Below are 24,359 nucleotides of genomic sequence, written 5' to 3'. Positions count from 1 at the left end.
AGCATACAATGGGCCGGGCGTGGGATACCTCCGGGAGGTGTTACCATCGCATCACCCCATCCGGAGGCAGCCAGTGGTCAGCAAGCTAGGGGAAATGCTCGTCAAAGCTCAGCTCATCACGGATGCCCAGTTGGAAGAAGTGATCAGGATCCAGCGCCGGGAAGGCGGCAAGCTGGGCAGCATCGTCGTGCGCCAGGGCTACTGCTCGGATCAGGACATCGTGAGCTTCCTGGGCATGCAGTACGGCGTCCCCGCCGCGGACCTGGAACAGTGGCCGCCCATCGATTCTGCTGTCATCGCGCTGATTCCGAAGGACCTGGCCCAGCGGCACAAGGTGCTGCCCCTGCAGCGCACCGGCAACGTGCTGACCCTGGCCATGTCCGATCCCACGGACATCTTCGCCATGGACGATGTGCGGTTCCACACCGGCTACAACGTGGATCCCGTCGTCTCCAGCGAGATGGGCCTGGTGCGGGCGGTCGAGAAGTACTACGGGGGCTCCAGCGGTGTTCGGCTGGCGGATGCCCAGGGCGCGCGGGCCACCATGAGCGGCGCGGCGGCGGCCGGTCCCACCGACAGCGGCCCAGCCTCACCATTCAACGAGCAGGACGAGCACTTCGACCTCCAGGAACTGGAGCAGGAACTGGATGCCGACGCCGAGTACGAAGCCACGGACGACGACGAAGAGAGCATCAACGTCGGCGCCCTCAAGAAGGGCAGCGAAGACGCCCCGGTGGTGAAGCTCGTGAACATGGTGCTCATCGACGCCATCAAGCGCGGGGCCTCGGACATCCACATCGAGCCCTACGAGAAGAACTACCGCATCCGGTTCCGCATCGACGGCATCCTCCAGGAGGTCATGCGGCCGAACCTCAAGCTGAGGGATCCCCTCACCTCCCGCGTGAAGATCCTGGCCAAGCTCAACATCGCCGAGAAGCGCCTGCCCCAGGACGGCCGCATCAAGCTGCGCGTGAACATGGGCGGCCGGCAGAAGGTCATCGACTATCGCGTGAGCATCCTGCCGACGCTCTTCGGCGAGAAGATCGTGCTGCGACTGCTGGACAGCGACAAGCTCATGCTCGACCTCACCAAGCTCGGCTTCGAGCCCGAGAGCCTGGAGCGCTGGGATCGCCAGATCTCGAAACCCTATGGCATGGTGCTGGTGACGGGGCCCACGGGATCGGGCAAGACGAACACCCTGTATTCATCCATCGCCAAGCTCAACACGGTGGACACCAACATCCTCACGGCCGAGGATCCGGTGGAATTCAACTTCCCCGGCATCAACCAGGTGCAGATGAAGGAGCAGATCGGCCTCAACTTCGCGGCGGCCCTGCGCTCCTTCCTCCGCCAGGATCCCAACATCATCCTCGTGGGTGAGATCCGCGACTTCGAGACCGCCGAGATCGCCATCAAGGCCTCGCTCACGGGCCACCTGGTGCTCTCCACCCTGCACACCAACGACGCCCCCAGCACCATCAACCGCCTCATGAACATGGGTGTGGAGCCGTTCCTGGTGGCGACCTCGGTGAACATCATCTGCGCCCAGCGCCTGGTGCGCCGCCTCTGCAACAGCTGCAAGGCGGTCGACACCCACCACCAGCCTGAGGAGGCGCTGCGCGAGGTGGGCTTCACCCCGGAGGAGATCCAGCGGGGCATCACCTTCTACAAGCCGGTCGGGTGCGATATTTGCAACAAGCGCGGCTACAAGGGCCGCGTCGGCCTCTACGAGGTGCTGGAGATGTCGGAGACCCTGAAAGACATGATCCTCACGGGCGCCTCGGCCATCGAGCTGCGCGAGCAGGGCCAGAAGGAGGGCATGATCACCCTCCGCCGCTCCGGCTGCCGAAAGGTACTCGACGGCGTCACCACCATCGAAGAGATCATCCGCGAGACAGTCCTCTAGGAAAGGTTCGGCATGAGTGAGATCGGTTCCAACTACGTAGCTCCGCTGCAGCAGCTGCTCAAGACGATGGTGGAGTACGGGGGTACGGACCTCCACATCACCACGGAATCGGCGCCGCAGATCCGCATCGACGGGCGCATGGTGCCCCTCAAGCTGCCTCCTCTGGACGCGTCCCAGACCCGCTGGCTCTGCTACGGCGTCATGACCGACCAGCAGAAGCACCGCCTGGAGGAGGACCTGGAGGTGGACTTCTCCTTCGGCCTCCAGGGCGTGGCCCGCTTCCGCGCCAACGTCTTCAACCAGCGGGGCGCCACGGCGGGCGTCTTCCGGACCATCCCCGAGAACATCCGCAGCTTCGACCAGCTGGGCCTGCCGCCTTCGGTCCAGGCGCTCTGCGACAAGCCCCGCGGCCTCGTACTGGTGACCGGGGTGACGGGTTCCGGCAAGTCCACGACCCTGGCCGCCATGGTGGACAAGATCAACGCCGAGGAGCCTGTGCACATCCTCACCATCGAGGATCCGGTCGAATACGTGCACAAGCACAAGCGGGCCCTGGTGAACCAGCGCGAGATCCACGCGGACACCCACAGCTTCAAGAAGGCCCTGCGCTCGGCCCTCCGCCAGGATCCCGACGTGGTGCTGGTGGGTGAGATGCGCGACCTGGAGACCATCGAGTCGGCCCTCACCATCGCCGAGACGGGCCACCTCACCTTCGGCACTCTGCACACCAACAGCACCGTGCAGACCATCAACCGCATCATCGACGTGTTCCCGAGCCACCAGCAGGCCCAGATCCGCGCCCAGCTCTCCCTGGTGCTGGAGGGCGTTATCTGCCAGAGCCTCATCCCCAAGGTGGGCGGCAAGGGACGGGCCCTGGCGCTGGAGGTCATGATCCCCAACTCCGCCATCCGGAACCTCATCCGCGAGGACAAGATCCACCAGATCTACGGCACCATGCAGTCCGGCCAGACGAAATACGGGATGCAGACCTTCAACCAGAGCCTCTCGGATCTTGTGCTCCGCAAGGAGATCAGCCAGGAGCAGGCCTTCGAGTACACCTCGAACGCCGACGAGCTGCGGGAGCTCATCAACCGGGGCGTGGGCGTCGGCTCAGCCGGCGGCCGCGGGGCCGCTGCGGCCCAGCCGACCGCCAGCACCAATCCCGCCCTGGGCGGCCGGAATCCCAACATCAAGTACACCTAGACCCTTTCCCGCGGCCCATTAGATCTTCACCACTGATCCATTCCTGCCTATCCTGAAGGCACCATCGTTCCCAGCTGTCCGCCGAGGTCCGCATGCCCGCATACGCATGGAAAGGCAAGAATCGAATGGGGGAGGCCCAGGAGGGCGTCCTGGTGTCCGAATCCCGGGATGCCGCCGCCGCCACCCTGAAGCGCAACGGCATCGAAGTCACGGGCATCAGCGCCATGGCCGCCAAGGGCACCAAGTCCCTCGGCAAGGTGAAGCCCAAGGATCTGGCCATCTTCACCCGTCAGTTCAGCGTGATGATCGACGCGGGCCTGCCCCTGGTGCAGTGCCTGGAGATCCTGGGCGCCCAGCAGGTGGACAAGGGCTTCCAGAAGATCATCGAGGCCGTGCGGGAAGACGTGGAGAAGGGCCTCACCCTGCAGGCGGCCCTTTCCAAACACCCCAAGGCCTTCAACGACCTCTACGTGAACATGGTGGGCGCCGGCGAGAGCGGCGGCATCCTGGACGTGATTCTCCAGCGGCTCTCGAGCTACATCGAGAAGGCCGTCAAGCTCACCGCCAAGGTGAAGGGCGCCATGACCTATCCGGTGGCCATCATCACCATCGCCATCGCCGTGGTGGTCATCATCATGGTGAAGGTGATCCCCGTCTTCTCCGCCATGTATGACGGCCTGGGCAGCAAGCTGCCGTTCCCCACCCTCGTCTGCATGGCCATCTCCAGCGCCCTCATCAACTACAGCTGGATCCTGATCCTGGCCACGGTCCTCATCGTGGTGGGCCTTCGCCAGTACTACAAGACGCCCGCGGGCCGGCTCCAGATCGATGCGCTCATGCTGAAGATCCCCATCATCGGCGATGTGCTCCGCAAGGTGGCCGTGGCTCGCTTTTGCCGCACCCTGGGCACCCTCATCAGTTCTGGCGTGCCCATCCTCGAAGGCATGGACATCACGGCCCGCACCGCCGGCAACATGGTCATCCAGAACGCCATCCTCAAGTCCAAGGACGCCGTGGAGCAGGGGCGCAACATCAGCACCCCGCTGGCGGAGACCAAGGTCTTCCCGCCCATGGTGGTGCAGATGGTGGGCGTGGGCGAGGCCACGGGCGCCCTGGACGCCATGCTGGCCAAGGTGGCCGACTTCTACGAGGACGAGGTGGATAACGCCGTGGCCAACCTCACCAGCCTCATGGAGCCCATCATGATCGCCATGCTCGGCGGCATCATCGGCTTCATCGTGGTCGCCATGTACCTGCCCATCTTCAACCTGGCCAACGTGTTCGGGAAGGAGTGACCTCTTTCATCGGGGTCGCTTCCTGGCTGCGAATCCCGGGACGAAGGTGAAGGAACTGCGACCCAGCGGTCGCTTGCTTCGCCGGTCATGGATTCCCGGCTGGATGGCGCCCGGTCCACCCTCTGTCTTCTGCTCCTTCATCCAACGCATCTGTCGCTCATGCGCTCCTAGCCAGAGCGGCCGTGGCCTTGGCTGGTTCGGCATGGCCGCACCCTCGGGGCCGCCGCGGTGCATGGATGCCTGCCCGGGACTCCCACCGAAGGCCATTGCAGGGCCGGCCTCGAACTGGAGGTTCCCCCGTGTCGTGTGTGTTGCCGTACGCGCAGACGCCACAGCCATTCAGGCCGTGGCGTCTGCGCGTATCAGGGAAGATCCAGGCACGCTGGCCGTCCGGAGCCTCAAGCAACTGAACCGGCTCTCACCGGGTGGGGCGAAACACTGGGCTCAGGGTACGTTTGCGCCGCTCTGATCGATCTTGACCATCTGCTTGTTGCTCTGGGTATCGACGGCCGTGATGGTGTAGGTCAGGCGGTCTGCGTTGATGGCCAGGGTGAACCTCATCTTGCTGGCATCTTTGATCGTGAAGGACACGGGCGGTGTCAGGGCGGGGGCGGTCCCATCCGGCAACCAGACATAGTTGCCTGCGGTCGGGTAGAGCCCGGCTTCCGCCTTCACGTTTTCCAGGGCCATTCGAAGGGCGGTGGCGTTCGCGCGGGCATCACCCACCTGACGGGCATAGTCCTTGGCGCCGCTGAATCGGGGGATGGCGATCATGGCCAGGATGCCGATGATGGCAAGGGCCAGGAGCAGCTCGATCAGGCTGAAGCCTCGGGTGGCGGGAGATTTTTTCATCGCAGCTCCTTCAGAGCCTCAAGACCGTTCAACAGTCATTCGAGTATAGGCGCACAGGGCCGGAGACCGGCTTCACAGAGGCAGGGAGGTTTCCGGGGTCCTGGCCAGGGTGTGGATCTGGACGCCCCCCTGCACCTTGAGCCCATAGGTGATTTCGATGACATACGAACCGTTCGGGTTGATGGGTACGAGACCCACCTCTCCGGGAATGGCGGCCGCCGCCCCGAAGGTGTAGGCGTACTTGGTCTGGTCGAAAGGGTTCCTCATGTTGAGGAACTCGAAGCGGGCCTTCATGACTGCCATGGTCTCGGTGATGGTGGTGGCCGTGGCCAGGTCGGCGGCGGTGCGCTCCGCTTGGGGCTGCTCCACGGTATCCAGGGCGTTCTGCATGGCAGCGGCAATGTCGGCCGCATTGGCCTGGGTGGCGCGGTTGCGGGCGGACTCGCGCTGGCCCAGCAGGGCCGGGATGGCAATGGCGCTGATGATGCCGATGATGGCCAGCACCAGCAGAAGCTCGACGAGGGTGAATCCAGTGTCTCGTCTCATGGTCGGCTCCTGGATTCATGGATGGGAATGGTGAAACAAAACCCATGCCAAGGGAGTGAGACTTGTTGAAATAAGCACAAGAAAAGGGGCCGCAACAAGTGCGGCCCCTCTCCATTCAGGCCGAAGCCCAAGGGTTCCGAATTACAGAGCCAGGGAGCTTTCCGGCGTCTTGGGCAGGGTGTTCAACGTGAAGGCGCCCTTGACCTTGGTGCCGTAGGTGATCTGGACCACGCTCTGGCCGTTCACCGTGGCGGCCAGCAGTCCTACTTCGCCCGGGGCGGCGGCAGCAGCGCCAAAGGTATAGGCCGCCAGGGTCTGGTCGAAGGGATTCTTCATGTTGGCGTACTCAGGGCGCGCCGCGATCGCATTCAGGGTGTCACCGACCGTGACAGCCGCATCCAGATCCGCAACGCTGCGCTGGCCAGCCGGCTGGTCTTCCACGATGCCCAGGGCCACCTGGAGGGCGCCGGCGATGTTGGAGGCGTTGGAAGCCGTGGCGCGGTTGCGGGCGGCCTCACGCTGGCCCAGCAGGGCGGGGATGGCGATGGCGCTGATGATGCCGATGATGGCAAGCACGAGCAGCAGTTCGATGAGGGTGAAGCCCTTCTGGTTCTTCATGTGATGTCTCCTTGTGGGCGATGGCCGCGTGTAAAGATATCAATCCCTATGCCAATTTCCCAATCCTCCCGAGAGGCTCCTGAAATCCCAGCACCTTCGGGCAAGAAAGGATCGGTGGATAGCCGGGGCAGGTCGGAAAGGGTTACGTGAGTGACGCAGAGGGTCAGATTTCTGCCCTACTGCGTCGGAGGGCCCGGTGGAGGAATGGGGAGACCCGCCTGCGGCCTCCCATGGGCCCGGAGCCAGGCCTGGGCTCGGCTCGTGGCGCGGACCTGCTGATCCGGGGGCAGGCTCTTCCCGTAGGCCTCTACGGCAAAGGCCTGCGGGGGGGAAATGCCGAGCCTTCTCGCCAGAAGCATCCAGTAGAGGGCCTCTTCGGAATCCGGAACCACACCGAAACCCTGGCGGTACAGGAAGCCGAGGGTGAAGCAGGCCTGGCCATCCCCGGCCTCGCCCTGGACCCGGAGAAGCGGGAGCGCGCGCTTGAAGAAAGGGGCCGCTTCGGCCGGAGAGGATTCCTGAAGCAGCTCCCCCGCGAGAACCATGGCGAGCGGATGCCCCGCATGGGCCGCCGCCTCAGCCCAGCGAAGGGCCTCCGCTGGATCCTTGCGGGTCCCCAACCCGGAGCGGTAGGCGCTTGCCAAGGCTAGCTGGGCGAGCGTGTGGCCCTGGTCCGCCGCGCGGCGGAAGGCGGGTACCGCTCGCTCCGGAGACTGCTGAAGAAACCTGTCTCCCTGCTGGTAGAGGACTCCGGTCAGGTACTGGCCCTCCGGGGAACCCAGGCGACCTTTGAACAGGGCCCACAGCACCGGGCCTTCCCTGAAGGCTGTCGCCGCCAGGAAACTGACCAAAAAAACCACGAGGGAGGTTTTCAGCCATCGCCGGGTGGACGTCCAGCCGTGGCTGCCGATGCGATTCAAGTACACCGCGTACCCAAGGCCCCAAAGCAGGGCCGCGCCCAGGGCCGTCAAGGCGAGAATGGCCCCCCAGTTGCAGACGTAGTCCCAATCGATCATTCCGTTCATGATGTCGCGCACCCTACTGGATCATGGTTCGAGCGTTTCGAGGAGCTCCCGCGCCCCGCGGTGCTTCGGATCCAGCCGGAGGGCCTCCTGGGCGGCCCGGCGAGCTTCGTCTTTCCTCCCGAGGTCGCGGAGAATCTGGCCTTTGCGCCACCAGGCGCCGGGGTAGCCGGCGGCGCCGCCTTCGAGGGGCTCGCGGAGGACCTGGTCGAGGGCGGCCAGTCCCTCGGGGCGGTGGAGGCCGCTGGCGGCGGCCACCTTGCCGAGCTGCAGGCGGAGGAGGCTGGGGGCGTCCACCTGGGTCAGGTGGTCCTGGGCGACCTGCCAGGCGAGGTCGGGGCGGCCGCCGTGCAGGTAGGCGTCGCTGACGGCGGCTACGCCCCGGGCGCGGGTGCGCACGCCGGGCAGGAGACGAGCGGCCTCGGCGAGCAGGCGGGCGTTCTTCCCGACTTCGCCCATGGCCTTCTTGGCGGGGCGGCGATCCAGGGCATCGAGCCACTGGCCCACCACCTCAGGATCCTGCGGCGCCTGGGCCAAGGCGCGACCGAAGTACGGCTGGGCCTCCCACCACTTGTCTTCTTCCACCAGGACCAGGGCCTGGAGAAGGTCCCCCCGGGCCGGGGCCACGCGGCGGAGCTGGTCGGCGCAACGCAGGGCCTTCCGGGTGGAGCCGCCCAGGATGCCCGGCAGCATCTCAAAGGCCAGACCAAGGCTCATCCAGGCGGGGGCGAGGGTGGGATCGGCTTCGGTGGCGGCGCGCAGGTCATCCATGGCGCCCAGGGCGCCGCGGAGGCTGCCGAGGTCCCGCTGGCGGATGGCCTCGCCCGCCCGGGCCAGGCCCCGGGCCAGGAGGGCGTCCGCCAGGCGGGGATTCAAGGCCAGGGCGCGATCCGCGGCCGAGTGGGCCTCGGCGAAGCGCTGGAGGCTGGAGAGGGCCTGGGACTTGGCCGCCCAGGCCGCGGCATCGTTCGGGTCCTGGCGCAGGCGGGCCTCGGCGTTCCCCAGGACCCTGAGGTAGTGCCCTGCATCCAGATCCGGCCGGAAGGAGGCGGGGGCGGGTTGGGTGGCCTGGGCGATCAGGAGGGGAACGGGGATCATGGGGCCTCGCGGAGACTTCCAGATTAGATGAGAGGACCTCGGTGGGAGGTGTACTGACCCCGGGTATAGCGTGGCGGCGCGGGTTCGGCTATGCTAAGTGATTGTTTGCACATGGCTCTGGAGGAGATCGCATGAGCGCCAAGGGCGGATTGTTGGAAGGGAAACGGGGCCTGATCATCGGCGTGGCGAACAAGCGGTCCATCGCCTGGGGTATCACCCAGAAGGTGGCCGAGGCCGGCGCCCAGCTCTGCCTGACCTACCAGAACGAGCGCCTGGGTGAGAACGTCCGCGAGCTGGCGGCGGAGCTGAAGAATCCCCTCCTGCTACCCATGGACGTGGGCAGCGACAGCCAGATCGTCATGGCCTTCGACGAGATCCGCAAGAAGTGGGGCAAGCTCGACTTCCTGGTGCACGCGGTGGCCTACGCTCCCCGGCAGGCCCTGGAGGGCCGCTTCGTGGAGACCAGCCGCGAGGACTTCCGCGTGGCTCACGACATCAGCGCGTACTCCCTGGCGGCGGTCTGCAATGCGGCTCAGCCCCTCATGGCCGAGGGCGGCTCCATCGTGACCCTCAGCTATCTGGGCGGCGAGCGGGTGGTGCCCGGCTACAACGTGATGGGCGTGGCCAAGGCCGCCCTGGAATCCACCGTGCGCTACCTGGCCGCGGATCTGGGGCCCCAGGGCATCCGCGTGAACGCCATCTCCGCCGGCCCCATCAAGACCCTGGCCTCCTCGGCCATCCCCGGCATCGGGTCCAAGCTGAAGGCCCATCGCTCCCACACCCCGCTGCAGCGCGACACGGACCAGCTGGAAGTGGGCGATGCCGGCGTGTTCCTCGTCAGCGACATGGGCCGCGGCATCACCGGCCAGGTGCTCTACGTGGACGGCGGCTTCAGCATCATGGCGGGCTGATGTTGTCCGGGGGGTCCGCGCTGCGCGCACACCCCCGGGCCCCCACGCTCAGCCCGGCATGGCCGGTCTTCGCTGGTAATCACAACCATCTGGGATGACGACCTCAACCCTTCTGTAGTCCCGTCAATACCTCGAGCACCTCCTGCACGTGCCCCTTCACGCTCACCTTGGGCCATGCGTGGCGGACGACGCCCTTGGGGTCGACGAGGAAGGTGCTGCGGATGATGCCCTCCACTTCCTTGCCGTACATCATCTTCTTGCCGAAGGCGCCGAGGGGCTTGAGAAGGGTGCATTCAGGATCGGAGAGCAGGCGGAAGGGGAGGCTTTGCTTGGTGATGAAATTCTGGTGGCTCTTGAGGCTGTCGCGGCTGAGGCCGTAGACCTGGGCGCCCAGGACCTGCACGCGTGTCCAGCTGTCGCGGAAGTCGCAGGCCTCCGTCGTGCAGCCAGGGGTGCTGTCCTTGGGATAGGCGTAGAGCACGGTCCAGCGGCCCTTGAGGTCCGCGGCCGTGACCGTGGCGCCCTGGTCGTCCTGGAGGGAGAAGGCGGGGAGGGGATGTCCGATCAGCGAAGTCATGGGCCGTAGCCTAATACGAGTCGGGTCCCCGGCGTGGAGGAAGCCGCTTGAAAGAATTTTTAGCCACCGGTTCCGCCGATTGCGGTGATGCGCCTCGAATGTGCTCCGAGTGGGCCCATGCTGCGATGGGGCAGGAATCCGTTTCTCATCAGCGAAATCAGAGAAATCGGTGGCGAAATCGCTTTTCTCCCGGAACCCGTCCCTCCGCCGCCTGTGACCGGGGACATGCGATCTTGCGGCCAGAATGGGGGCCGCGAGGTGGTCCATGGATCTGACCGAGTACCTGTCCGCCGAATGGAAGCCGGCCCTGGGCTGTACGGAGCCGGCAGCGGTGGCCTACGCCGCCTGCCTGGCGGCCCGCCAGGGGCGCGGCGAGCCGCGCATGGCCCGGCTGGTGCTCGATGTGCGCACCTACAAGAACTGCCACGCCGTGGGCATTCCCAACAGCGGCGGGCGCACCGGGGTGCTCTGGGCGCTTGCCCTGGGGGCCGTGCTTCCGGACCCCGCGCCGGCGCTGCAGATTTTTGAGACCGTCACGCCCGAAGCGCTCGAGCAGGCCGGACGGCTGCTGGACCGCGGTGCGCTCCACGTGGAGGTGGATGCCTCCCGGCCCGACCTCTACATCGACTGCACCGTGGCTTGCCAGGAGGGCGTGGGGCGGGCGGTGCTGGAGCAGGAGCACACCCGCCTGACCCGCCTGGAGACGGATGGCGTGTCGGCGCCCCTCGCCGCGGGCCAGGTGGGCCCGGACGCGGGAGATCGCATCCGGGAGCAGGTCGGGACCAGGTCTCTGGCGCAGTTGGTGGCTCTGGCGGGAACGATCACCGAGGCGGACCGGGCGCGCCTGCGCGAGGGCCTGGCGCTGAACCTCGCCATGGCCGAGCACAGCGTCGGGCACCTGCCGGCGGGCTTCGTGCCTGGGCCGGAGGGCGAGCCCTGGCTCCGCATCCCGCGGCTGGTGAGCTCCGGTGTGCTGGGGCGCATGTCCGGCGAGCCGCTCACGGTCATGTCCCTGGCAGGCTCCGGCAACAAGGGCATCACCGTGTCTGTGGCGCTGGGGCTGTGGGCCCGGCGCAAGGGGTACGAGGAGTCTCGCATCGAGGAGGCCCTGGCCCTGGCCTGCCTGCTGACCACGGCCACCACGCATCGCCTGGGGACGCTCTCCGCGGTGTGCGGGGCCTCCAACGCGGCGGGCATCGGCATCGCCGTGGGCCTGGTGCACCTGGGCGGCGGGGGGATCCCGCAGATGGAGCTGGCCGTCCACAACATGGTGGGCAACCTGGCAGGGCTCATCTGCGATGGGGCCAAGATCGGCTGCGCCATGAAGGCCATGACAGGCGTGGAGGCGGCATTCCGCTCGGCGGAGCTGGCCCTGGCGGGCTTCGGCATTCCCGGGACGGATGGCATCGTGGGCGCCACCGGCGAGGCCTCCCTGGCCCACCTGGGCCGCCTGGCCCAGCAGGGCATGGCCTGCGCCGACGGCGAGATCCTGGACATCATGCAGGCCAAGCTGGGTTGAGAGGGGAGACAGCCTCAGAGGCTCGTCCGCCGGGGCACGGAGGCCCAGGCCAAGCCCAGTACGAGAGCCAGCGCCGCCCAGCCGAGGGGAGTGGGATCTGTGGCGAGACGGGGGAGCTGTTCCAGCAGCAGGCGCCCCAGGCTGTCGTGGTCGGGGCCGGGGCCCAGGCCGAGGGTGGACAGGGTGGCCTCGCCCCACAGGGCCCCGAGCCAGGCGCTGGGGAACAGGCCCGCGGCCTGATCCAGGGCCCAGGGAGACCAGCGGCGGAGGGTGGAGGCTGGCGTGGCGCCCAGGGTCCGCTCCGCAGCCCAGGCCGGCGATTGCCGGAAAGCGTCGAGTTTGGCACGCAGGGGAGGCTCCAGGTGGGGGGCCAGCAGCAGGCCCAGCAGCAGGAAGAGGGCTGCGACGCCGAGGCCTCCGACGGCCGCGGCCAGGGGGAGCAGGAAGAGCACCGGCGGCAGGCTGCGCAGGGCGGACAGGGCGCCGGACCAGCGCCGGCCGTGCCAGGCGAGCAGCAGCGCGGTCCCCAGACCCAGCAGGGCGCAGGCGCTGGCGAATCCCACGCTGCGGGAACCCGCCAGCAGCAGGCGCAGCAGGGCATCCCGCCCCAGGTCGTCCAGCCCCAGCGGATGGCCGGGTGAGGCGGGGAGACCCCCGTGGAACGGGTCGAGGGGCAGATCCGGCAGGACCAGTGCCAGAAGGAAGGCGAGGCGCCATTTCACGGCGCGGACTCCGGATCCATCCACCTGGACAGCAACCAGAGCAGGGCCAGCGCCACCACCCAGGCAGAAAGTCCGACCCGATCCCGCCCGGCCACGCGATCCATCCAGTCCATGCCGAGGCCCGGCACGCCCAGCATCCATTCCAGGACCAGCGAGGCCGTGAGCCAGATGGGCAGCCGAGCGGCGATCCAGCGGCCCGTGAGGTGCGCGAGAGCGAGCCGCCGCGCCCGGAGCGTCACCGCCCGGCCCCAGGCGGCCGGGAAGGGCACCTCGCCGGGAAGTGCCGTCGCCAGCCACCGGACCTCACCGGGGAGGGCGGCCAGGAGGAAGGCCGCGAGCCAGCCGCCCTGGTCCGGCGGGCCCCAGGCCGCGGGCCAGAGGGCGAGCAGGGTGCCGGCCCAGAGCAGGTCGGGCGGGGCCTCCAGCAGGGCCAGGGAGTTCCGGGCCGCCAGGGTGGGCCCGCCGAGCCAGGCCAGCAGCGGCGCCGCGATGGCCAGGGCGCCCAGGGCGAGGGCCGCCGGAAGCAGGGCGTGGACGGGGAAGGGCGGGGGCGGAGCCGGCCGCCACAGGGCGCCGGGCAGGCTCCAGGCCAGAGCCAGGGCGAGACTCCAGACGGCCAGGCCCTGCAGGCTGGCCCGCCTCACCGGTTCCAGCGCCAACCCGCGGCCCCCGGGGTGGCCAGGTACAGACCCAGGGGGCTGGGCGTCACAGCGAGGCGCTTGTCCACCCAGACCACGCTCTGGAAGTCGAGGATGGGCAGCGCCGCCGGATGCTTGGCCCAGACTCCCTGGAGCTCGCGCCAGCCGAGGTCGCCCGCCTGCCGGAGCCCGGCAGCCAGCGAGGCCACCTGGGGGTCAGACCAGCCGGTGACGTTCATGGGGCCCTTGGGTTCGAGGTATTCCAGGACGGCCCACGGATGAGGCTCGAAGACCACCACGGAACAGGCCAGCTCGAACTCGCCCTTGCGGAGCCGGTCCACCAGGATGGCCTGTTCCAGGGGCATCAGCTGGAGGTCGAAGCCGTCCTTCCGGGCGCGGTCCCGCAGCGCCAGCAGCAGGTTCTCGGTGGACGCCTCGCCTGCGGCATAGAGCAGCTTCAGCCGGCCCGGAGGCTTGGGCGGATCAGCCGGACTGTCGATGGCCTGGGGGTCGAAGCCCAGGCTCTCGGGCCACAGGCCGCGACTGGGTCGGGCGTTCTGCCCCAGCAGGCCGGGCGGGAAGGCATCCTGGCGCCAGCGCTCCAGGAGCTGCAGGGGCCCCGTTCCGGCATGGCTCCAGACCACCAGTTGGGCGTTCATGGGCTGGACGACCACGCGATGGGAGGTGGGCGACGGCAGGGGCCGGGCCGGCGGGGCGCCGATGGTGAGCCAGCCTTTCTGGAGGGCCTGGAGCACCGCGGCCGGGTCGGGCAGCAGGCGGAACCGGATGCCATCGATGCGCGGCTTCAGGAAGTGGTCCCGGCGGTAGAAGGTCCAGGCCGCGGGATCCCTCTGGAAGCGGAAGGGGCCGGAGCCGCGCTCGGGATGGCCCTTCTGGGCCACGGGCACCCGGGCCAGCTCCAGCAGCAGGCGGCCGGGGGGCTTGGGCGAGCGGATCCAGACCCGGCCGTCCTGCTGTCCGATTACCGCCCTGTCGAGGATGGCCCGCTTGGTGGCGCTGGCGGAGGGATCCCGCCGGATCTCGGAGAAGGTCCAGAGCGCGTCCTCCGGCGTCACCAGGCTGCCGTCGGTGAATCGCGCGTCGTCGCGCAGGGTGAATGTGATGAGCCCGTCCCTCTGGATCTTCCAGGACGCGGCCAGCCTGGGCACGGCCTGCCCCTCGGACCCGAGGCCCACGAGCGCGTCGCCGGCCAGGGACTGGAGGATCCACTGCTCGTAGCTGTCGCCGCGGATGAAATCCAGGGGCCCGGGATCCCGGGGCAGGGACTCCTCGACCATCTGGCCCCAGGCCGGAGCGAGGGCGGAGAGGAAGACCAAGGTCAGGGCGGCAAGGCGATTCCGCATGGCTGGGGGCTCGAGGAAGTTTCCTCCAGCATGCCCGGGCGCCCGGGGCTCTGCCAAGGGACACTGCCAAGCGACACCGCCGGGGGACTCCACCGGACGATGGCTGTTGCTACTCTGATTGGCGGAGGCCTCGTGGCGGATCTTTCCGAATCCAAGCTGTTCTGGTGGTGGCCGCTGATGGATCGCCACCGGCGAACCCTCTACTGGGGCCTGACGGCCACGATCTGGTGCAGCGTGGCCGCCTCCGTGGTGCCCTACTGGTCCGGCCGGGCGGTGCATGCCCTGGAGCGCCAGGACTGGCACGGCTCGCGGGTCTTCCTGGCGTGGATGCTGGCCTTCACGGCGGCGGCGGGGATCGGTCGCTACCTCATGCGCAACACGCTCATCGGCCTCAGCCGCGACGTGGAGCGGGAGCAGCGCGAATCCCTCTACACCTTCCTGCTGTCGCGCCCCTTCGCCTTCTACGAACGGCAGCGGGTGGGCGATCTCATGTCCCGGTTGGGCGACGACGTGGGCACGGTCCGCATGGCCACGGGGCCGGGCCTCATGAGCTTCCTCCAGGTGCTCTCGATCCTGCCGGTGACGCTGGGCCTGATGTTCAGCACGAGCTGGAAGCTCACCGTCGCCGTCATGCTGCCCTTCTCCTTCCTGGCCATGGGCTACTACGTCATCGGGAAGTGGAGCCATGTGGTGCAGCAGAAGCTGCAGCTGGCCTTCTCGGCCCTCACCACCCACAGCCACGAGACCATCAGCGGCGAGCGTGTGGTGCAGGCCTTCGGCCTGGAGCGGATCCGGGTGGCCCAGTTCAGCGACCTCAGCCGCCGCCACGCCTCCCTCAGCATGAAGCAGTCGGTGATCTTCAGCGCCTACGCGCCCCTGTCCGCCTTCATCAGCGGCGTGTCGGCCCTGGTGCTGGTGTCCTACGGCGGCAGCCTGGTGGTGCGGGGCGTCCTCAACCTGGGCGATCTCACCGCCTTCACGGGCTTCCTGGTGGCGCTGGCCTGGCCCATGATGAGCCTGGGCTGGTCGGCCAACCTCTTCCAGCGGGCCAAGGCCGGGCAGGAGCGGCTGGACCAGCTGCTGCGCAGCCCGGAGACGTCCCTGCCGCCCGCCGAGGCCATCGCGCTGCCGGAGGTTCCTGCGGCGCTGGTCCTGGACGGCGCGAGCCACCGCTTCGAGACCGGCCGGGGCCTGGGCCCCCTGGACCTCACCCTGGCGCCGGGCGACAGCCTGGCCGTGGTGGGCGGCATCGGCTCCGGCAAGACCTTGCTGCTGCAGATGCTGGCAGGCCTGCGCGCTCCGCAGGCGGGGCGCCTGCTGGTGGACGGGGAGCCCCTGTCGGATGCCACCCTGCGCCGCCACTGGGCAGGCCTGGGCTGGGTGCCCCAGGAGGCCTTCCTCTTCTCGGACACGCTGCGCATGAACCTGGCCATGGGCCGCCCCGAGGCCACCGAGGAGGAGATCTGGGAAATCGCCCGCGTCGTGGCCATGGACGACCTGATCCACCGCCTGCCCCAGGGACTGGACACGGTGGTGGGCGAGCGTGGCGTGGCCCTCAGCGGCGGCGAGCGCCAGCGGACGGCCCTGGCCCGCGCCCTCCTGCGCCGCCCCCGACTGCTTCTCCTGGATGACGCCCTGTCGGCGGTGGACGCGGAAACCGAGAGCCGCATCCTCGAGAACCTCCGCGCCTTCCTCGGCAAGTCCACACTGGTGCTGGCCACGCACCGGGTGTTCGTGGCGGAGACCTGCACCCGGGTGCTGGTGCTGGAAGAGGGCCGGGCGGTCCAGCTGGACACGCCCGAAGCCCTGGCCACCCAGCCGGGTCTCTTCGCGCGTCTCAAGCGGCTGCAGAGCCTGGAACGGGAGTTGGTGAAGGGAACCCTGTGAAGGTTTCCTTCCTCGACCGCGCCGTGGTGACGCGGGGGCTGGTGCTGGCCCTGTCCGCCTGGCTGGCCTTCGCCATCGCCACGTTGGTGCACGTGCAGAACGCCTACTGGGCGGCCATGCCAGTGTGGGTGGTGGCCCAGGCCTCGCGCGGGGTGCTCCTGGAGCGGGCCCTCTTCCGCGTGGTGGGCACCCTGCTGGGGGCGGCCGTGGGCTTCGCGCTGCTCCACGTGCCTGCGTCCCCCTACATCCAGTTCCTCCTGCTGGGCCTGTGGGTGGCCCTCAACGGCGGCCTCACGCATGTCCTGCGGGGCGTGCACGGCTACGGAGCCCTGCTTGCGGGGATCACCGCCTGCATCGTCGTCGTCCCCTCCGTGCTGGCCCCGGCGGCTTCCCTGGAACTCGCCACGGCACGGGTGGAGTGCACCCTCATCGGCGTGCTGGTGGCCACGGTCATCACGGGGTTGGCGACCCCCAAGTCGCCGGCCCAGGCCTTCTTCCTCCAGATCCGGCACCTGTCGGCGGACGCCGTGGCCTACGCCGCGGATGTGCTGCGCCTCGGGGCTCCCGCCATGGGAGCCGAGAAGCGCCGCATCCTCGCGGAGATCAGCGAGGTGGAGGCCTCCGCCCGCCTGACCCTGGCGGGTTCCTTCGAGGGCTACCGGCGGCTGCACGACGTGGATTCGCTGGTGGTGGGCGCGCTGGGCGTCATGAGCGCCGCGGTGGCGCTCCGGCCCCAGGTCGCGGCGCCGGCCGGCTGGACGGAGGGGCTGGTCTCCAGGCTGACCTCCGTGGCGGAGCGCCTGCGCTCGACGTCGGATCTGCCGCCGGAGGAGATTTCTCCCATCGGTCCGGGGGCGGGAGGCGAGCGCCTCTCCAGCGCGCTGGCCCGCATCCTCGAGGCCAATGCGGCGCTGGCCCGGTCCCTGGGACCCTCCAGGGCGCTGCCCTTCCAGCGGGAACTGGCCGTCCTCGCCCCGCACCGGGAATGGCCCCAGGCCGGGCGCACGGCCCTGGCCTCCGGAGCCGCCGCCTTCCTGGCCGCGGCCCTGGCCCACGGGACCGCCTCGCCCCTGGTGGTCCAGGCCGCGATGGGCCTATGCATCTTCCCCCTGGTGCTGGGATCCATGGCGCTGCCCCAGCGCGTCGCGCCCAAGCTGCTGACCGGCGTGGTGGCCGGGGCCTTCGTGGCGGCGCTCTACCGCTTCCTGCTGCAGCCGGTCTTTCCCGCGCCTCCGGCGCTGTGGTGGACCCTGGCGCCCTTCCTGCTGGTGGGCGGCTTCCTGCGGGCCCACCCCCGCACGGCCATCGCGGGCGTGGACTTCAACATGTGCTTCCTGCTGGCCAGCCAGGCCGGCGCCGCGGCGACCGTCAGCCCCCTGGCCATCGTCGGCGGCTCGGCCGCGCTGGCCACCGCGGCCTGTCTGGTGGCCGGCAGCTACATCCTGATGCCGCGCAGCTCCGTGAAACAGGCGGAGGAAGCTGTCGGTGTCATCCGCCGGGACCTGCTCCGGATGGTGGACCCCGGCCCCGGAGACGCCATCGGCGACTGGCGGGCCCGCGGCGCGCGGCAGATTCTTCGGCTCTCGCTCCACCTGGGCCGCGCCAAGGACCTGGGCTGGCGCTGGCCCAAGGGAATGCTGGCGGTGCTGAGCCTGGGGCACGCCATCGAGGCGCTGCACGAGCTCCCGGAGACCGCGGACGGATCCACCAGGGCGGCGGCCTTCGGCGCCCTGCGGCGGCTGGTGGAGGATCCCGGCGGTACCGCCGGAGAGCTGCGGCGCCTGGCCGGCGTCACCCCGGACGTCCCCTTGCGTCAGGTGCTGGCCGACCTCGCGGATGGCCTGGAGACCTCGGCGGAGCTGCTGACCTTCGGACAACCCTCTGCCTGATCAGGCCCCGTCGCGGAAGGTCACCTTGTTGATCTCGGCGAAGGTGGTGATGCCCAGCCGCACCTTCTCGATGGCGCTCTCCCGGAGGAACTGCATGCCGCCCCGGCGGGCCGCGGCCTTCACTTCGCGGGTCGGCGCCCGCTGGATGAGCAGCTCGCGGATCTCGTCGTTGAGGCCCATGAACTCGATGATGGCCTGCCGGCCTCGGAAGCCCGTGCCGTGGCAGTCCACGCAGCCCACGCGGTCGAAGAGTGTGGCGCTCCGCAGCCAGGCCTCGTCCACGCCGTTCTCCTCCAGCTCCTGGGGGGCGGGAAGCGGGGCGGGGCGCTTGCACTTGGGGCAGAGCACGCGGATGAGGCGCTGGGCCAGGATGCAGTTCAGGGACGACACGAAGTTGTAGACCTCGACGCCCATGTGCTGGAAGCGGCCGATGACGTCCAGCACGTTGTTGGCGTGGACGGTGGTGAAGACCAGGTGGCCCGTGAGGGCGGACTGGATGGCGATCTGGGCTGTCTCGGGGTCGCGGATCTCGCCCACGAGGATCTTGTCGGGGTCGTGGCGCAGGATGGAGCGCAGGCCCAGGGCGAAGGTGAGGCCCTTCTTCTCGTTCACGGGGATCTGGGTGACGCCCTCGAGCTGGTATTCGACGGGGTCCTCGATGGTGATGATCTTGTCCTCGGGGGCCTTGATCTCGCTGAGTACGGCGTAGAGGGTGGTGGTCTTGCCCGAGCCCGTGGGGCCCGTCACCAGGAACATGCCGTAGGGCTCGCGGGAGAAGCGGCGCAGGCGCTTCAGCTCATGCTCGGAGAAACCCAGGATCTCGAGTGAGAGGGCCTGGAACTCCTCCGTGAGGTTCTCCTTGTCGAGGATGCGGATGACGGCGTCCTCGCCGTGGATGGTGGGCATGATGCTCACGCGGAAGTCGATGGCCCGGCCGCGGACCTTGAGCTTGAAGCGGCCATCCTGCGGCTTGCGCTTCTCGGCGATGTCCAGCTCGGACATGACCTTGATGCGGCTGATGATGGGCGAGGCGAAGCGCCGGTCGATGGGCTCGGCGGCCGGATACAGGCTGCCGTCGATGCGGTACTTGATCTGGAAGCCGGTGGCGGTGGTCTCGAGGTGGATGTCGGAGGCCCGGCGCTGGAGGGCGTTGAAGACGGTGGTGTCCACGAGGCGGACGATGGGGGCCTCGTCCTTGTCGGTCAGGCGCTCGAGGTCGAGTACCTCCTCGTCCAGATCCTCCTCGTGGAGCACCTGGATCTTGAGGGCCTCGCCGGCCTCGTCCATGACCTTCTGGCCGCTCTCGGATTTCTTCAGCACTTCCTGGATCTGGGCCAGGGGCGCGCCGGCGAAGCGGAGGGGCCGCTTGAGCTGCTGGCGCAGGAGGTCCTGGGTGGGAATATCCAGGGGGTCGGCCATGGCCAGCCACAGCACACCTTCCCGCTCCTGCACCGGCACGAAGTGGTGCTTGAGCATCAGGTCGAGCGGGATGGCCTGGAACAGGGCGAACTCCACCAGCTCCCGGGTCAGGTCCAGGGTGGGGTACAGCTCCCGGGCCGGCCGGAAGCCAGTCAGGCCAGGATCGCCGGTCTCGACACTATCCGCAGGCTCCGGGGGATTGGGAAAAGTCATGGAATCATCCTACTGGAAGGCGTGCCCGCCCGGATGCGCGGAATCGGACCTGGATCACAAAGGACGCCCCGGTTGGCTTCGATCGTTGACCTGCGCCGTACCTGCGCCGCACAATGACTGGTCCTGGAGGCTCCATGCGTGGGTACGCGTCCATCCTGCTGCTGATCCTGGTAGCAGTGGCCCTGCCGATCATCATCCTGAATCTGTCACGGCTCTTGCGCCCGAGTTGGCCAAGTGCTGCGAAGTATTCCACTTATGAATGCGGCATCGTCACCACCAGCGGGGCGCGGGAGAAGTTCTCCGTTCGCTACTACCTGGTGGCGGTGATGTTCCTGGTGTTCGACGTGGAAACCGTCTTTCTGATGCCGTGGGCCATTCAGATGAAGGAACTGGCCGTCTTCGGCTTCATCGAACTGGGCCTGTTCCTGTTCCTGCTGCTGTTCGGCTACGGCTACATCTGGTCCAAGGGAGCCCTGACATGGGAATGAACCAACCCACCGCCCTTGAGCACATCCTGATCACCACCAAGGTGGAGAAGGTCATGAACTGGTCCCGCGCCACCAGCGTGTGGCCGGTGACGTTCGGCCTGGCCTGCTGCGCCATCGAGATGATGGCCGCGGGCGCCAGCCGCTTCGACTTCGACCGCTTCGGCGCCGGGATCTTCCGCGCCAGCCCGCGCCAGGCCGACCTGATGATCATCGCGGGCACGGTGACCTACAAGATGGCGCCGGTCATCAAGACGCTCTACGACCAGATGCCTGAGCCGAAGTGGGTGATGGCCATGGGCTCCTGCGCCACCGCCGGCGGGCCCTTCGACTCGTACCACACGATCCAGGGCGTGGACAAGGTCATCCCGGTGGACGTCTACATCCCGGGTTGCCCGCCCCGTCCCGAGGCCTTCATCTACGGGTTCCTGAAGCTGCAGGACAAGATCATGACCAGCAGCCTGGCCGACCGGTACAAGGACATCTTCGAGGAGGTCGGCTGATGTCGGAACCGAACGTCCCCCAGACTCCGGAAGCCGCGGAGGTGCCCGCGGGCCCCTACGTGTATGACTACAAGGCGGCGCCGTACCGCCAGATCACCATGCCGAAGACGGTGCCCCTGCCGAGCTACCGCGCCTACGTGGCCGAGCAGAAGGCGGCCGCCGAGGCGGATGAGGCCAAGTGGCAGAAGACCCTGGCCGACTACGAGACCGCCAAGACCAAGGCCGAGGCCGAGGGGAAGGACGCCCCCAAGCCGCCGGTCCGGCCCGTCCCCCGCAAGGACGACAACGACATGAAGCCCCCGGTTCCGCAGGAGGCGACGGACGCTGATCTCTTGAAGCTGAAGGAGCTGCTGGGCGACAAGGTCGAGGAGATCTTCGAGCAGGCCGGCGAGCTGGTCTGCCAGGTGAAGAAAGAAGCCATCCACGAGGCGCTGGCGTTCTGCCGCGACGAGGCGGCCCTGAAGTACGAGATGCTCGCCGACCAGTCCGCCACCCACTACCCGGCGGCCAAGGACTACGCCTGCAGCGTGGTCTACCACCTGACGAGCATCAGCCGTCGCAAGCGGCTCCGGCTCCGCATCCTCGTGCCCGAGAGCTTCGCGCCGGAGAGCGCCTGCTCGCTCTACCCCAGCGCCAACTGGATGGAGCGGGAGATCTACGACATGCTCGGGATCCGCTTCCAGAACCATCCCGACATGACCCGCATCCTCTGCCCCGAGGACTGGGAAGGCTATCCGCTCCGGAAGGACTACCCGACCGTGGGCTGGGGCCAGCGCGACATCGCCTTCCGCGAGGATCGCGGCGGCATGCTCGAGCGCATCGCCCTCCAGAAGGCCGGCCAGCTGGGCATCAACCTGAAGCAACCCAAGGCGGACTAGGAGCGGACGGTGTTCAAGAACGAGGAAATGGAAATCAACCTGGGCCCGCAGCACCCGTCCACCCACGGTGTGCTCCGGGTGAAGCTCCGGTTGGATGGCGAGACCGTCACCCACTGCCGGCCGATGATCGGGTACCTGCACCGCGGCGTGGAGAAGATCTGCGAGAACCAGTCCTTCTTCCAGGGCCAGGTCTGGACGGATCGCATGGACTACTGCTCCGCCGTGGCCAACAACCTGGGGTGGGCGGAAGCCAATGAGAAGCTGCTCGGCATCACCGTGCCGCGCCGCGCCCAGTACATCCGCACCCTGCTGAACGAGTTCAACCGCATCGCCTCGCACCTGATCTGGCTGGGCACCCACGCCATGGACATCGGCGCCTTGACGGTGTTCCTCTACGCCTTCCGCGAGCGCGAGGACGTCCTCGACATCAACGAGGCCTTCTGCGGCTCCCGCCTGACCACCACCGCCTTCCGCATCGGCGGCCTGCGCGAGGACCTGCCTCCCGGCTTCGAGAAGATGGTGCTGAAGTTCCTGGCGAAGTTCTCCGACTGCCTCGAAGAGTACGAGGCCCTGCTCACCGAGAACCGCATCTGGAAGAAGCGCACCATCGGCGTGGCCCGCCTCAGCGCCGAGGACGCCATCGCCCTGGGCGTCACCGGCCCCATGCTGCGCGCGGCCGGCGTGGCCTACGACATCCGCAAGGCCTTCCCCTACGCGGCCTATGCGGAGATGGACTTCGAGATCCCCACCCGCACCGAGGCCGACACCTACGCCCGGTACCAGGTGCGCATGGCCGAAATGCGCCAGAGCGCCCGGATCATCCAGCAGTGCATGGACGGCATGCCGGAAGGCCCCGTCATGGCCAAGCTGCCCAAGATCCTGCGCTCCGAGGTCAACGAGGTCTACCACGCCACCGAGTCGCCGAAGGGCGAGATCGGGTACTACCTCGTGGGCGAGAAGGGTTCCCTGAACCCCTACCGCTTCCACGTGCGGGCTCCCGGGTTCATCAACCTCCAATCCCTGCCCAAGATGGCCGAGGGAGGACTGATCGCCGACGTCGTCGCGGCCATCGGATCCCTGGACATCGTGCTCGGCGAGATCGACCGCTAGCCGACGAGGATCCCAAGACATGCCGACCCCGACCCTCACCCAGTCCATCGTGATCACCCTCATCCAGTGCCTGATGGTGGTGATCTTCGTCTTCGTCGTCGTCCCCCTCACGGTGTTCGCCGAGCGCAAGGTGCTTGGCCACCTCCAGCAGCGCCTGGGCTCCACCCGCGTCGCCAGCGGCCATGTCGGCTTCAGCGGCTGGATGAACCGCAGAATGTGGAAGATGGGCAAGGTGCCCGTCGTTTCCTACTGGCGCGGCATCCCGGGCCTCGTGGGCGACGTCCTGAAGCTGATCCTCAAGGAGGACGTCATCCCGGCCAAGGCCGACAAGTTCGTCTTCTTCCTCGCGCCGTCCATCAGCATGGTGGCCGCGATCGTGGTGTTCGCCGCGATCTCCTTCGTGCCTGGCACCTTCTTCACGTTCCCCACCTGGTTCCCCTACCTGGGCGGCCTCCCGGTCTCCGGGGGCATCTCCGACATCAACGTGGGCCTGCTCTGGATCCTGGGCGTGGCGACCGTGGGCGTGTACGGCATCGTCCTGGCCGGCTGGTCCTCGAACTCCAAGTACCCCCTCCTGGGCGGCCTGCGCAGCGCGGCCCAGATGGTGAGCTATGAAGTTCCCCTGACCCTCAGCCTCCTCGCGCCGGTGGTCCTGTCCGCCAGCCTCAACTTCAGCGAGATGGCCACGCGCATGGCGGTCGGCATGCCCGTCTGGGCCCTGATCCCCCAGGTCATCGGCTTCCTGCTGTACCTCACCTGCGGCTTCGCGGAGACCAACCGCCTGCCCTTCGACATGCCTGAGGCCGAGAACGAGCTGGTGGCGGGCTTCCACACCGAGTACTCCGGCATGAAGTTCGGCCTCTTCTACCTGGCCGAGTACATCAACATGACCGTCGTGTCGGCCCTGGCTTCGGCCTTCTTCCTGGGCGGCCCCTGGCTGCTGCCCTTCGGTCTGCAGGGCCTGCTGAACCCCTATCTGCCCGGGTTCCTGTCCTGGTTCGCGGCGCCCCACGCCATCTTCTTCGTGGCCAAGATCGTCTTCCTGCTCTTCACCTACATCTGGGTGCGCGGCACCATCCCCCGCTACCGGTACGACCAGATCATGGCCGTGGGCTGGAAGTACCTGATCCCTCTGGCGCTGGTCAACCTCCTGCTGGCGGCCGCCATCCGCTGCTTCGTCGTCTAAGGGGCCGACCATGAACAAGTTCCTGAGGACCCTTCTCCCCGCCGACATCGCCAAGGGCCTGTCCGTCACCGGCAAGCACTTCCGCCAGGTCTTCTTCACAGCCAACCGGCGCAAGGTGCCGTTTCACATCGTCTCCGAGTACCCCGAGGTTCCCGCCAAGGTCCAGCCGCGCTTCCGTGGGCGCCTGACGATGCTGAAGGACGAGCAGGGCGTGATCAAGTGCGTCTGCTGCCTGGCCTGCGAAAAGATCTGCCCCACCCAGGTGATCACCATCGAGAAGGGCAAGCAGGAAGGGCGCAAGATGCCCTATCCCGTGCGGTACGACTTCGAGATGGAGCGCTGCATCTTCTGCGAATTCTGCGTGGAGAGCTGCGGGTTCGACGCCATCATCCTCAACCACCAGTTCGAGCTGGCCGCCTACAACCGCGAGGACTTCTCCCTCGGCACGGAGGGTCTGGGCCAGAACATGTTCGAGCCCTCGCACGTGGGCAAGTTCAGCGTGGCTGACGACTGACTCC

Annotated in this window: 23 protein-coding genes; 13 read left to right on the top strand and 10 right to left on the bottom strand. The window is 68.0% G+C overall.

The genetic code is table 11. From position 1 onward, the window contains the following. The first annotated feature begins 94 nt into the window (after positions 1–94). From pilB to MLG87_RS05785, 3 genes are all read left to right on the top strand, one after another. Positions 95–1,906: a type IV-A pilus assembly ATPase PilB gene (gene pilB / locus MLG87_RS05795; protein WP_243294246.1), complete on the top strand. Its 1,812-nt coding sequence runs from the start codon at positions 95–97 to the stop codon at positions 1,904–1,906. 12 nt (positions 1,907–1,918) lie between these two features. Next, the gene (locus tag MLG87_RS05790) at positions 1,919–3,109 is read left to right on the top strand and encodes a type IV pilus twitching motility protein PilT (protein ID WP_279341067.1); all 1,191 of its coding nucleotides are present in this window, start codon (positions 1,919–1,921) and stop codon (positions 3,107–3,109) included. 92 nt (positions 3,110–3,201) lie between these two features. Next, complete coding sequence (locus MLG87_RS05785) at positions 3,202–4,404, top strand: type II secretion system F family protein (protein WP_243294245.1); 1,203 nt, start codon at positions 3,202–3,204, stop codon at positions 4,402–4,404. 444 nt (positions 4,405–4,848) lie between these two features. Here MLG87_RS05785 and MLG87_RS05780 read toward each other — a convergent pair whose 3' ends face one another. The 5 genes from MLG87_RS05780 to MLG87_RS05760 all read right to left on the bottom strand — a co-directional run bounded on the left by MLG87_RS05780 (position 4,849) and on the right by MLG87_RS05760 (position 8,540). Next, entirely contained in the window at positions 4,849–5,256 is a 408-nt protein-coding gene (locus MLG87_RS05780) for a type IV pilin protein (RefSeq protein WP_243294244.1), read from the bottom strand. Between the two features lie 72 nt (positions 5,257–5,328). Beyond that, a complete protein-coding gene (locus MLG87_RS05775) occupies positions 5,329–5,802 on the bottom strand; it encodes a prepilin-type N-terminal cleavage/methylation domain-containing protein (RefSeq protein ID WP_243294243.1) in 474 nt (157 codons plus the stop codon). 141 nt (positions 5,803–5,943) lie between these two features. Continuing rightward, on the bottom strand, positions 5,944–6,420 hold the full coding sequence (locus MLG87_RS16045) for a type II secretion system protein (protein ID WP_279341066.1): 477 nt from the start codon (positions 6,418–6,420) through the stop codon (positions 5,944–5,946). A gap of 176 nt (positions 6,421–6,596) precedes the next feature. After that, positions 6,597–7,445 (bottom strand): tetratricopeptide repeat protein, encoded by an 849-nt coding sequence (locus tag MLG87_RS05765; protein ID WP_243294242.1) that lies wholly within the window; start codon positions 7,443–7,445, stop codon positions 6,597–6,599. A 21-nt stretch (positions 7,446–7,466) separates the two neighbouring features. After that, positions 7,467–8,540, bottom strand: a complete 1,074-nt coding sequence (locus MLG87_RS05760) for a tetratricopeptide repeat protein (protein ID WP_243294241.1) — start codon at positions 8,538–8,540, stop codon at positions 7,467–7,469. A 131-nt stretch (positions 8,541–8,671) separates the two neighbouring features. On the opposite strand from MLG87_RS05760, the gene MLG87_RS05755 reads away from it, so the two are divergent. Beyond that, on the top strand, positions 8,672–9,451 hold the full coding sequence (locus MLG87_RS05755; RefSeq protein WP_243294240.1) for an enoyl-ACP reductase FabI: 780 nt from the start codon (positions 8,672–8,674) through the stop codon (positions 9,449–9,451). Between the two features lie 103 nt (positions 9,452–9,554). Here the strand turns inward: MLG87_RS05755 and MLG87_RS05750 are convergent, their stop codons facing one another. Continuing rightward, a complete protein-coding gene (locus MLG87_RS05750) occupies positions 9,555–10,028 on the bottom strand; it encodes a peroxiredoxin (protein ID WP_243294239.1) in 474 nt (157 codons plus the stop codon). Between the two features lie 265 nt (positions 10,029–10,293). On the opposite strand from MLG87_RS05750, the gene MLG87_RS05745 reads away from it, so the two are divergent. Continuing rightward, complete coding sequence (locus MLG87_RS05745; protein WP_243294238.1) at positions 10,294–11,547, top strand: L-serine ammonia-lyase, iron-sulfur-dependent, subunit alpha; 1,254 nt, start codon at positions 10,294–10,296, stop codon at positions 11,545–11,547. 14 nt (positions 11,548–11,561) lie between these two features. Here MLG87_RS05745 and MLG87_RS05740 read toward each other — a convergent pair whose 3' ends face one another. The 3 genes from MLG87_RS05740 to MLG87_RS05730 are packed head-to-tail and all read right to left on the bottom strand — an operon-like array spanning position 11,562 to position 14,271. Then, complete coding sequence (locus MLG87_RS05740) at positions 11,562–12,269, bottom strand: hypothetical protein (RefSeq protein WP_243294237.1); 708 nt, start codon at positions 12,267–12,269, stop codon at positions 11,562–11,564. After that, positions 12,266–12,928 (bottom strand): hypothetical protein, encoded by a 663-nt coding sequence (locus MLG87_RS05735; RefSeq protein WP_243294236.1) that lies wholly within the window; start codon positions 12,926–12,928, stop codon positions 12,266–12,268. Before MLG87_RS05735 ends, MLG87_RS05740 begins: the two co-directional genes overlap by 4 nt. After that, on the bottom strand, positions 12,910–14,271 hold the full coding sequence (locus tag MLG87_RS05730) for an ABC transporter substrate-binding protein (RefSeq protein ID WP_243294235.1): 1,362 nt from the start codon (positions 14,269–14,271) through the stop codon (positions 12,910–12,912). Before MLG87_RS05730 ends, MLG87_RS05735 begins: the two co-directional genes overlap by 19 nt. Before the next feature lie 132 nt (positions 14,272–14,403). On the opposite strand from MLG87_RS05730, the gene MLG87_RS05725 reads away from it, so the two are divergent. Then, positions 14,404–16,158 carry an ABC transporter ATP-binding protein gene (locus tag MLG87_RS05725; protein WP_243294234.1) on the top strand — a complete coding sequence of 585 codons (1,755 nt, stop codon included), beginning with the start codon at positions 14,404–14,406 and terminating at the stop codon, positions 16,156–16,158. Further along, positions 16,155–18,047 carry an FUSC family protein gene (locus tag MLG87_RS05720; RefSeq protein WP_243294233.1) on the top strand — a complete coding sequence of 631 codons (1,893 nt, stop codon included), beginning with the start codon at positions 16,155–16,157 and terminating at the stop codon, positions 18,045–18,047. Before MLG87_RS05725 ends, MLG87_RS05720 begins: the two co-directional genes overlap by 4 nt. Here the strand turns inward: MLG87_RS05720 and MLG87_RS05715 are convergent, their stop codons facing one another. Next, positions 18,048–19,679 carry a GspE/PulE family protein gene (locus MLG87_RS05715; RefSeq protein ID WP_243294232.1) on the bottom strand — a complete coding sequence of 544 codons (1,632 nt, stop codon included), beginning with the start codon at positions 19,677–19,679 and terminating at the stop codon, positions 18,048–18,050. Between the two features lie 101 nt (positions 19,680–19,780). Between MLG87_RS05715 and MLG87_RS05710 the strand changes: the two genes are divergently transcribed. The 6 genes from MLG87_RS05710 to MLG87_RS05685 are packed head-to-tail and all read left to right on the top strand — an operon-like array spanning position 19,781 to position 24,355. Then, positions 19,781–20,167, top strand: a complete 387-nt coding sequence (locus tag MLG87_RS05710) for an NADH-quinone oxidoreductase subunit A (RefSeq protein ID WP_476729709.1) — start codon at positions 19,781–19,783, stop codon at positions 20,165–20,167. Then, positions 20,158–20,667: an NADH-quinone oxidoreductase subunit B gene (locus MLG87_RS05705; protein ID WP_275975692.1), complete on the top strand. Its 510-nt coding sequence runs from the start codon at positions 20,158–20,160 to the stop codon at positions 20,665–20,667. Before MLG87_RS05710 ends, MLG87_RS05705 begins: the two co-directional genes overlap by 10 nt. After that, positions 20,667–21,545, top strand: a complete 879-nt coding sequence (locus tag MLG87_RS05700; protein ID WP_243294231.1) for an NADH-quinone oxidoreductase subunit C — start codon at positions 20,667–20,669, stop codon at positions 21,543–21,545. Before MLG87_RS05705 ends, MLG87_RS05700 begins: the two co-directional genes overlap by 1 nt. A gap of 9 nt (positions 21,546–21,554) precedes the next feature. Beyond that, positions 21,555–22,655 (top strand): NADH-quinone oxidoreductase subunit D, encoded by a 1,101-nt coding sequence (locus MLG87_RS05695; RefSeq protein WP_243294230.1) that lies wholly within the window; start codon positions 21,555–21,557, stop codon positions 22,653–22,655. Between the two features lie 19 nt (positions 22,656–22,674). Next, the gene (locus MLG87_RS05690) at positions 22,675–23,841 is read left to right on the top strand and encodes a complex I subunit 1/NuoH family protein (protein ID WP_243294229.1); all 1,167 of its coding nucleotides are present in this window, start codon (positions 22,675–22,677) and stop codon (positions 23,839–23,841) included. 10 nt (positions 23,842–23,851) lie between these two features. Then, on the top strand, positions 23,852–24,355 hold the full coding sequence (locus MLG87_RS05685; protein ID WP_243286485.1) for a NuoI/complex I 23 kDa subunit family protein: 504 nt from the start codon (positions 23,852–23,854) through the stop codon (positions 24,353–24,355). The last annotated feature ends 4 nt before the right edge of the window (positions 24,356–24,359 follow it).

Origin of the sequence: Geothrix mesophila, from assembly GCF_022808835.1 — a bacterium.
GTDB lineage: Bacteria > Acidobacteriota > Holophagae > Holophagales > Holophagaceae > Geothrix > Geothrix paludis.
The sequence above is the reverse complement of the archived record's forward strand: the minus strand, read 5'-3'. Positions and strand labels throughout refer to the sequence as shown.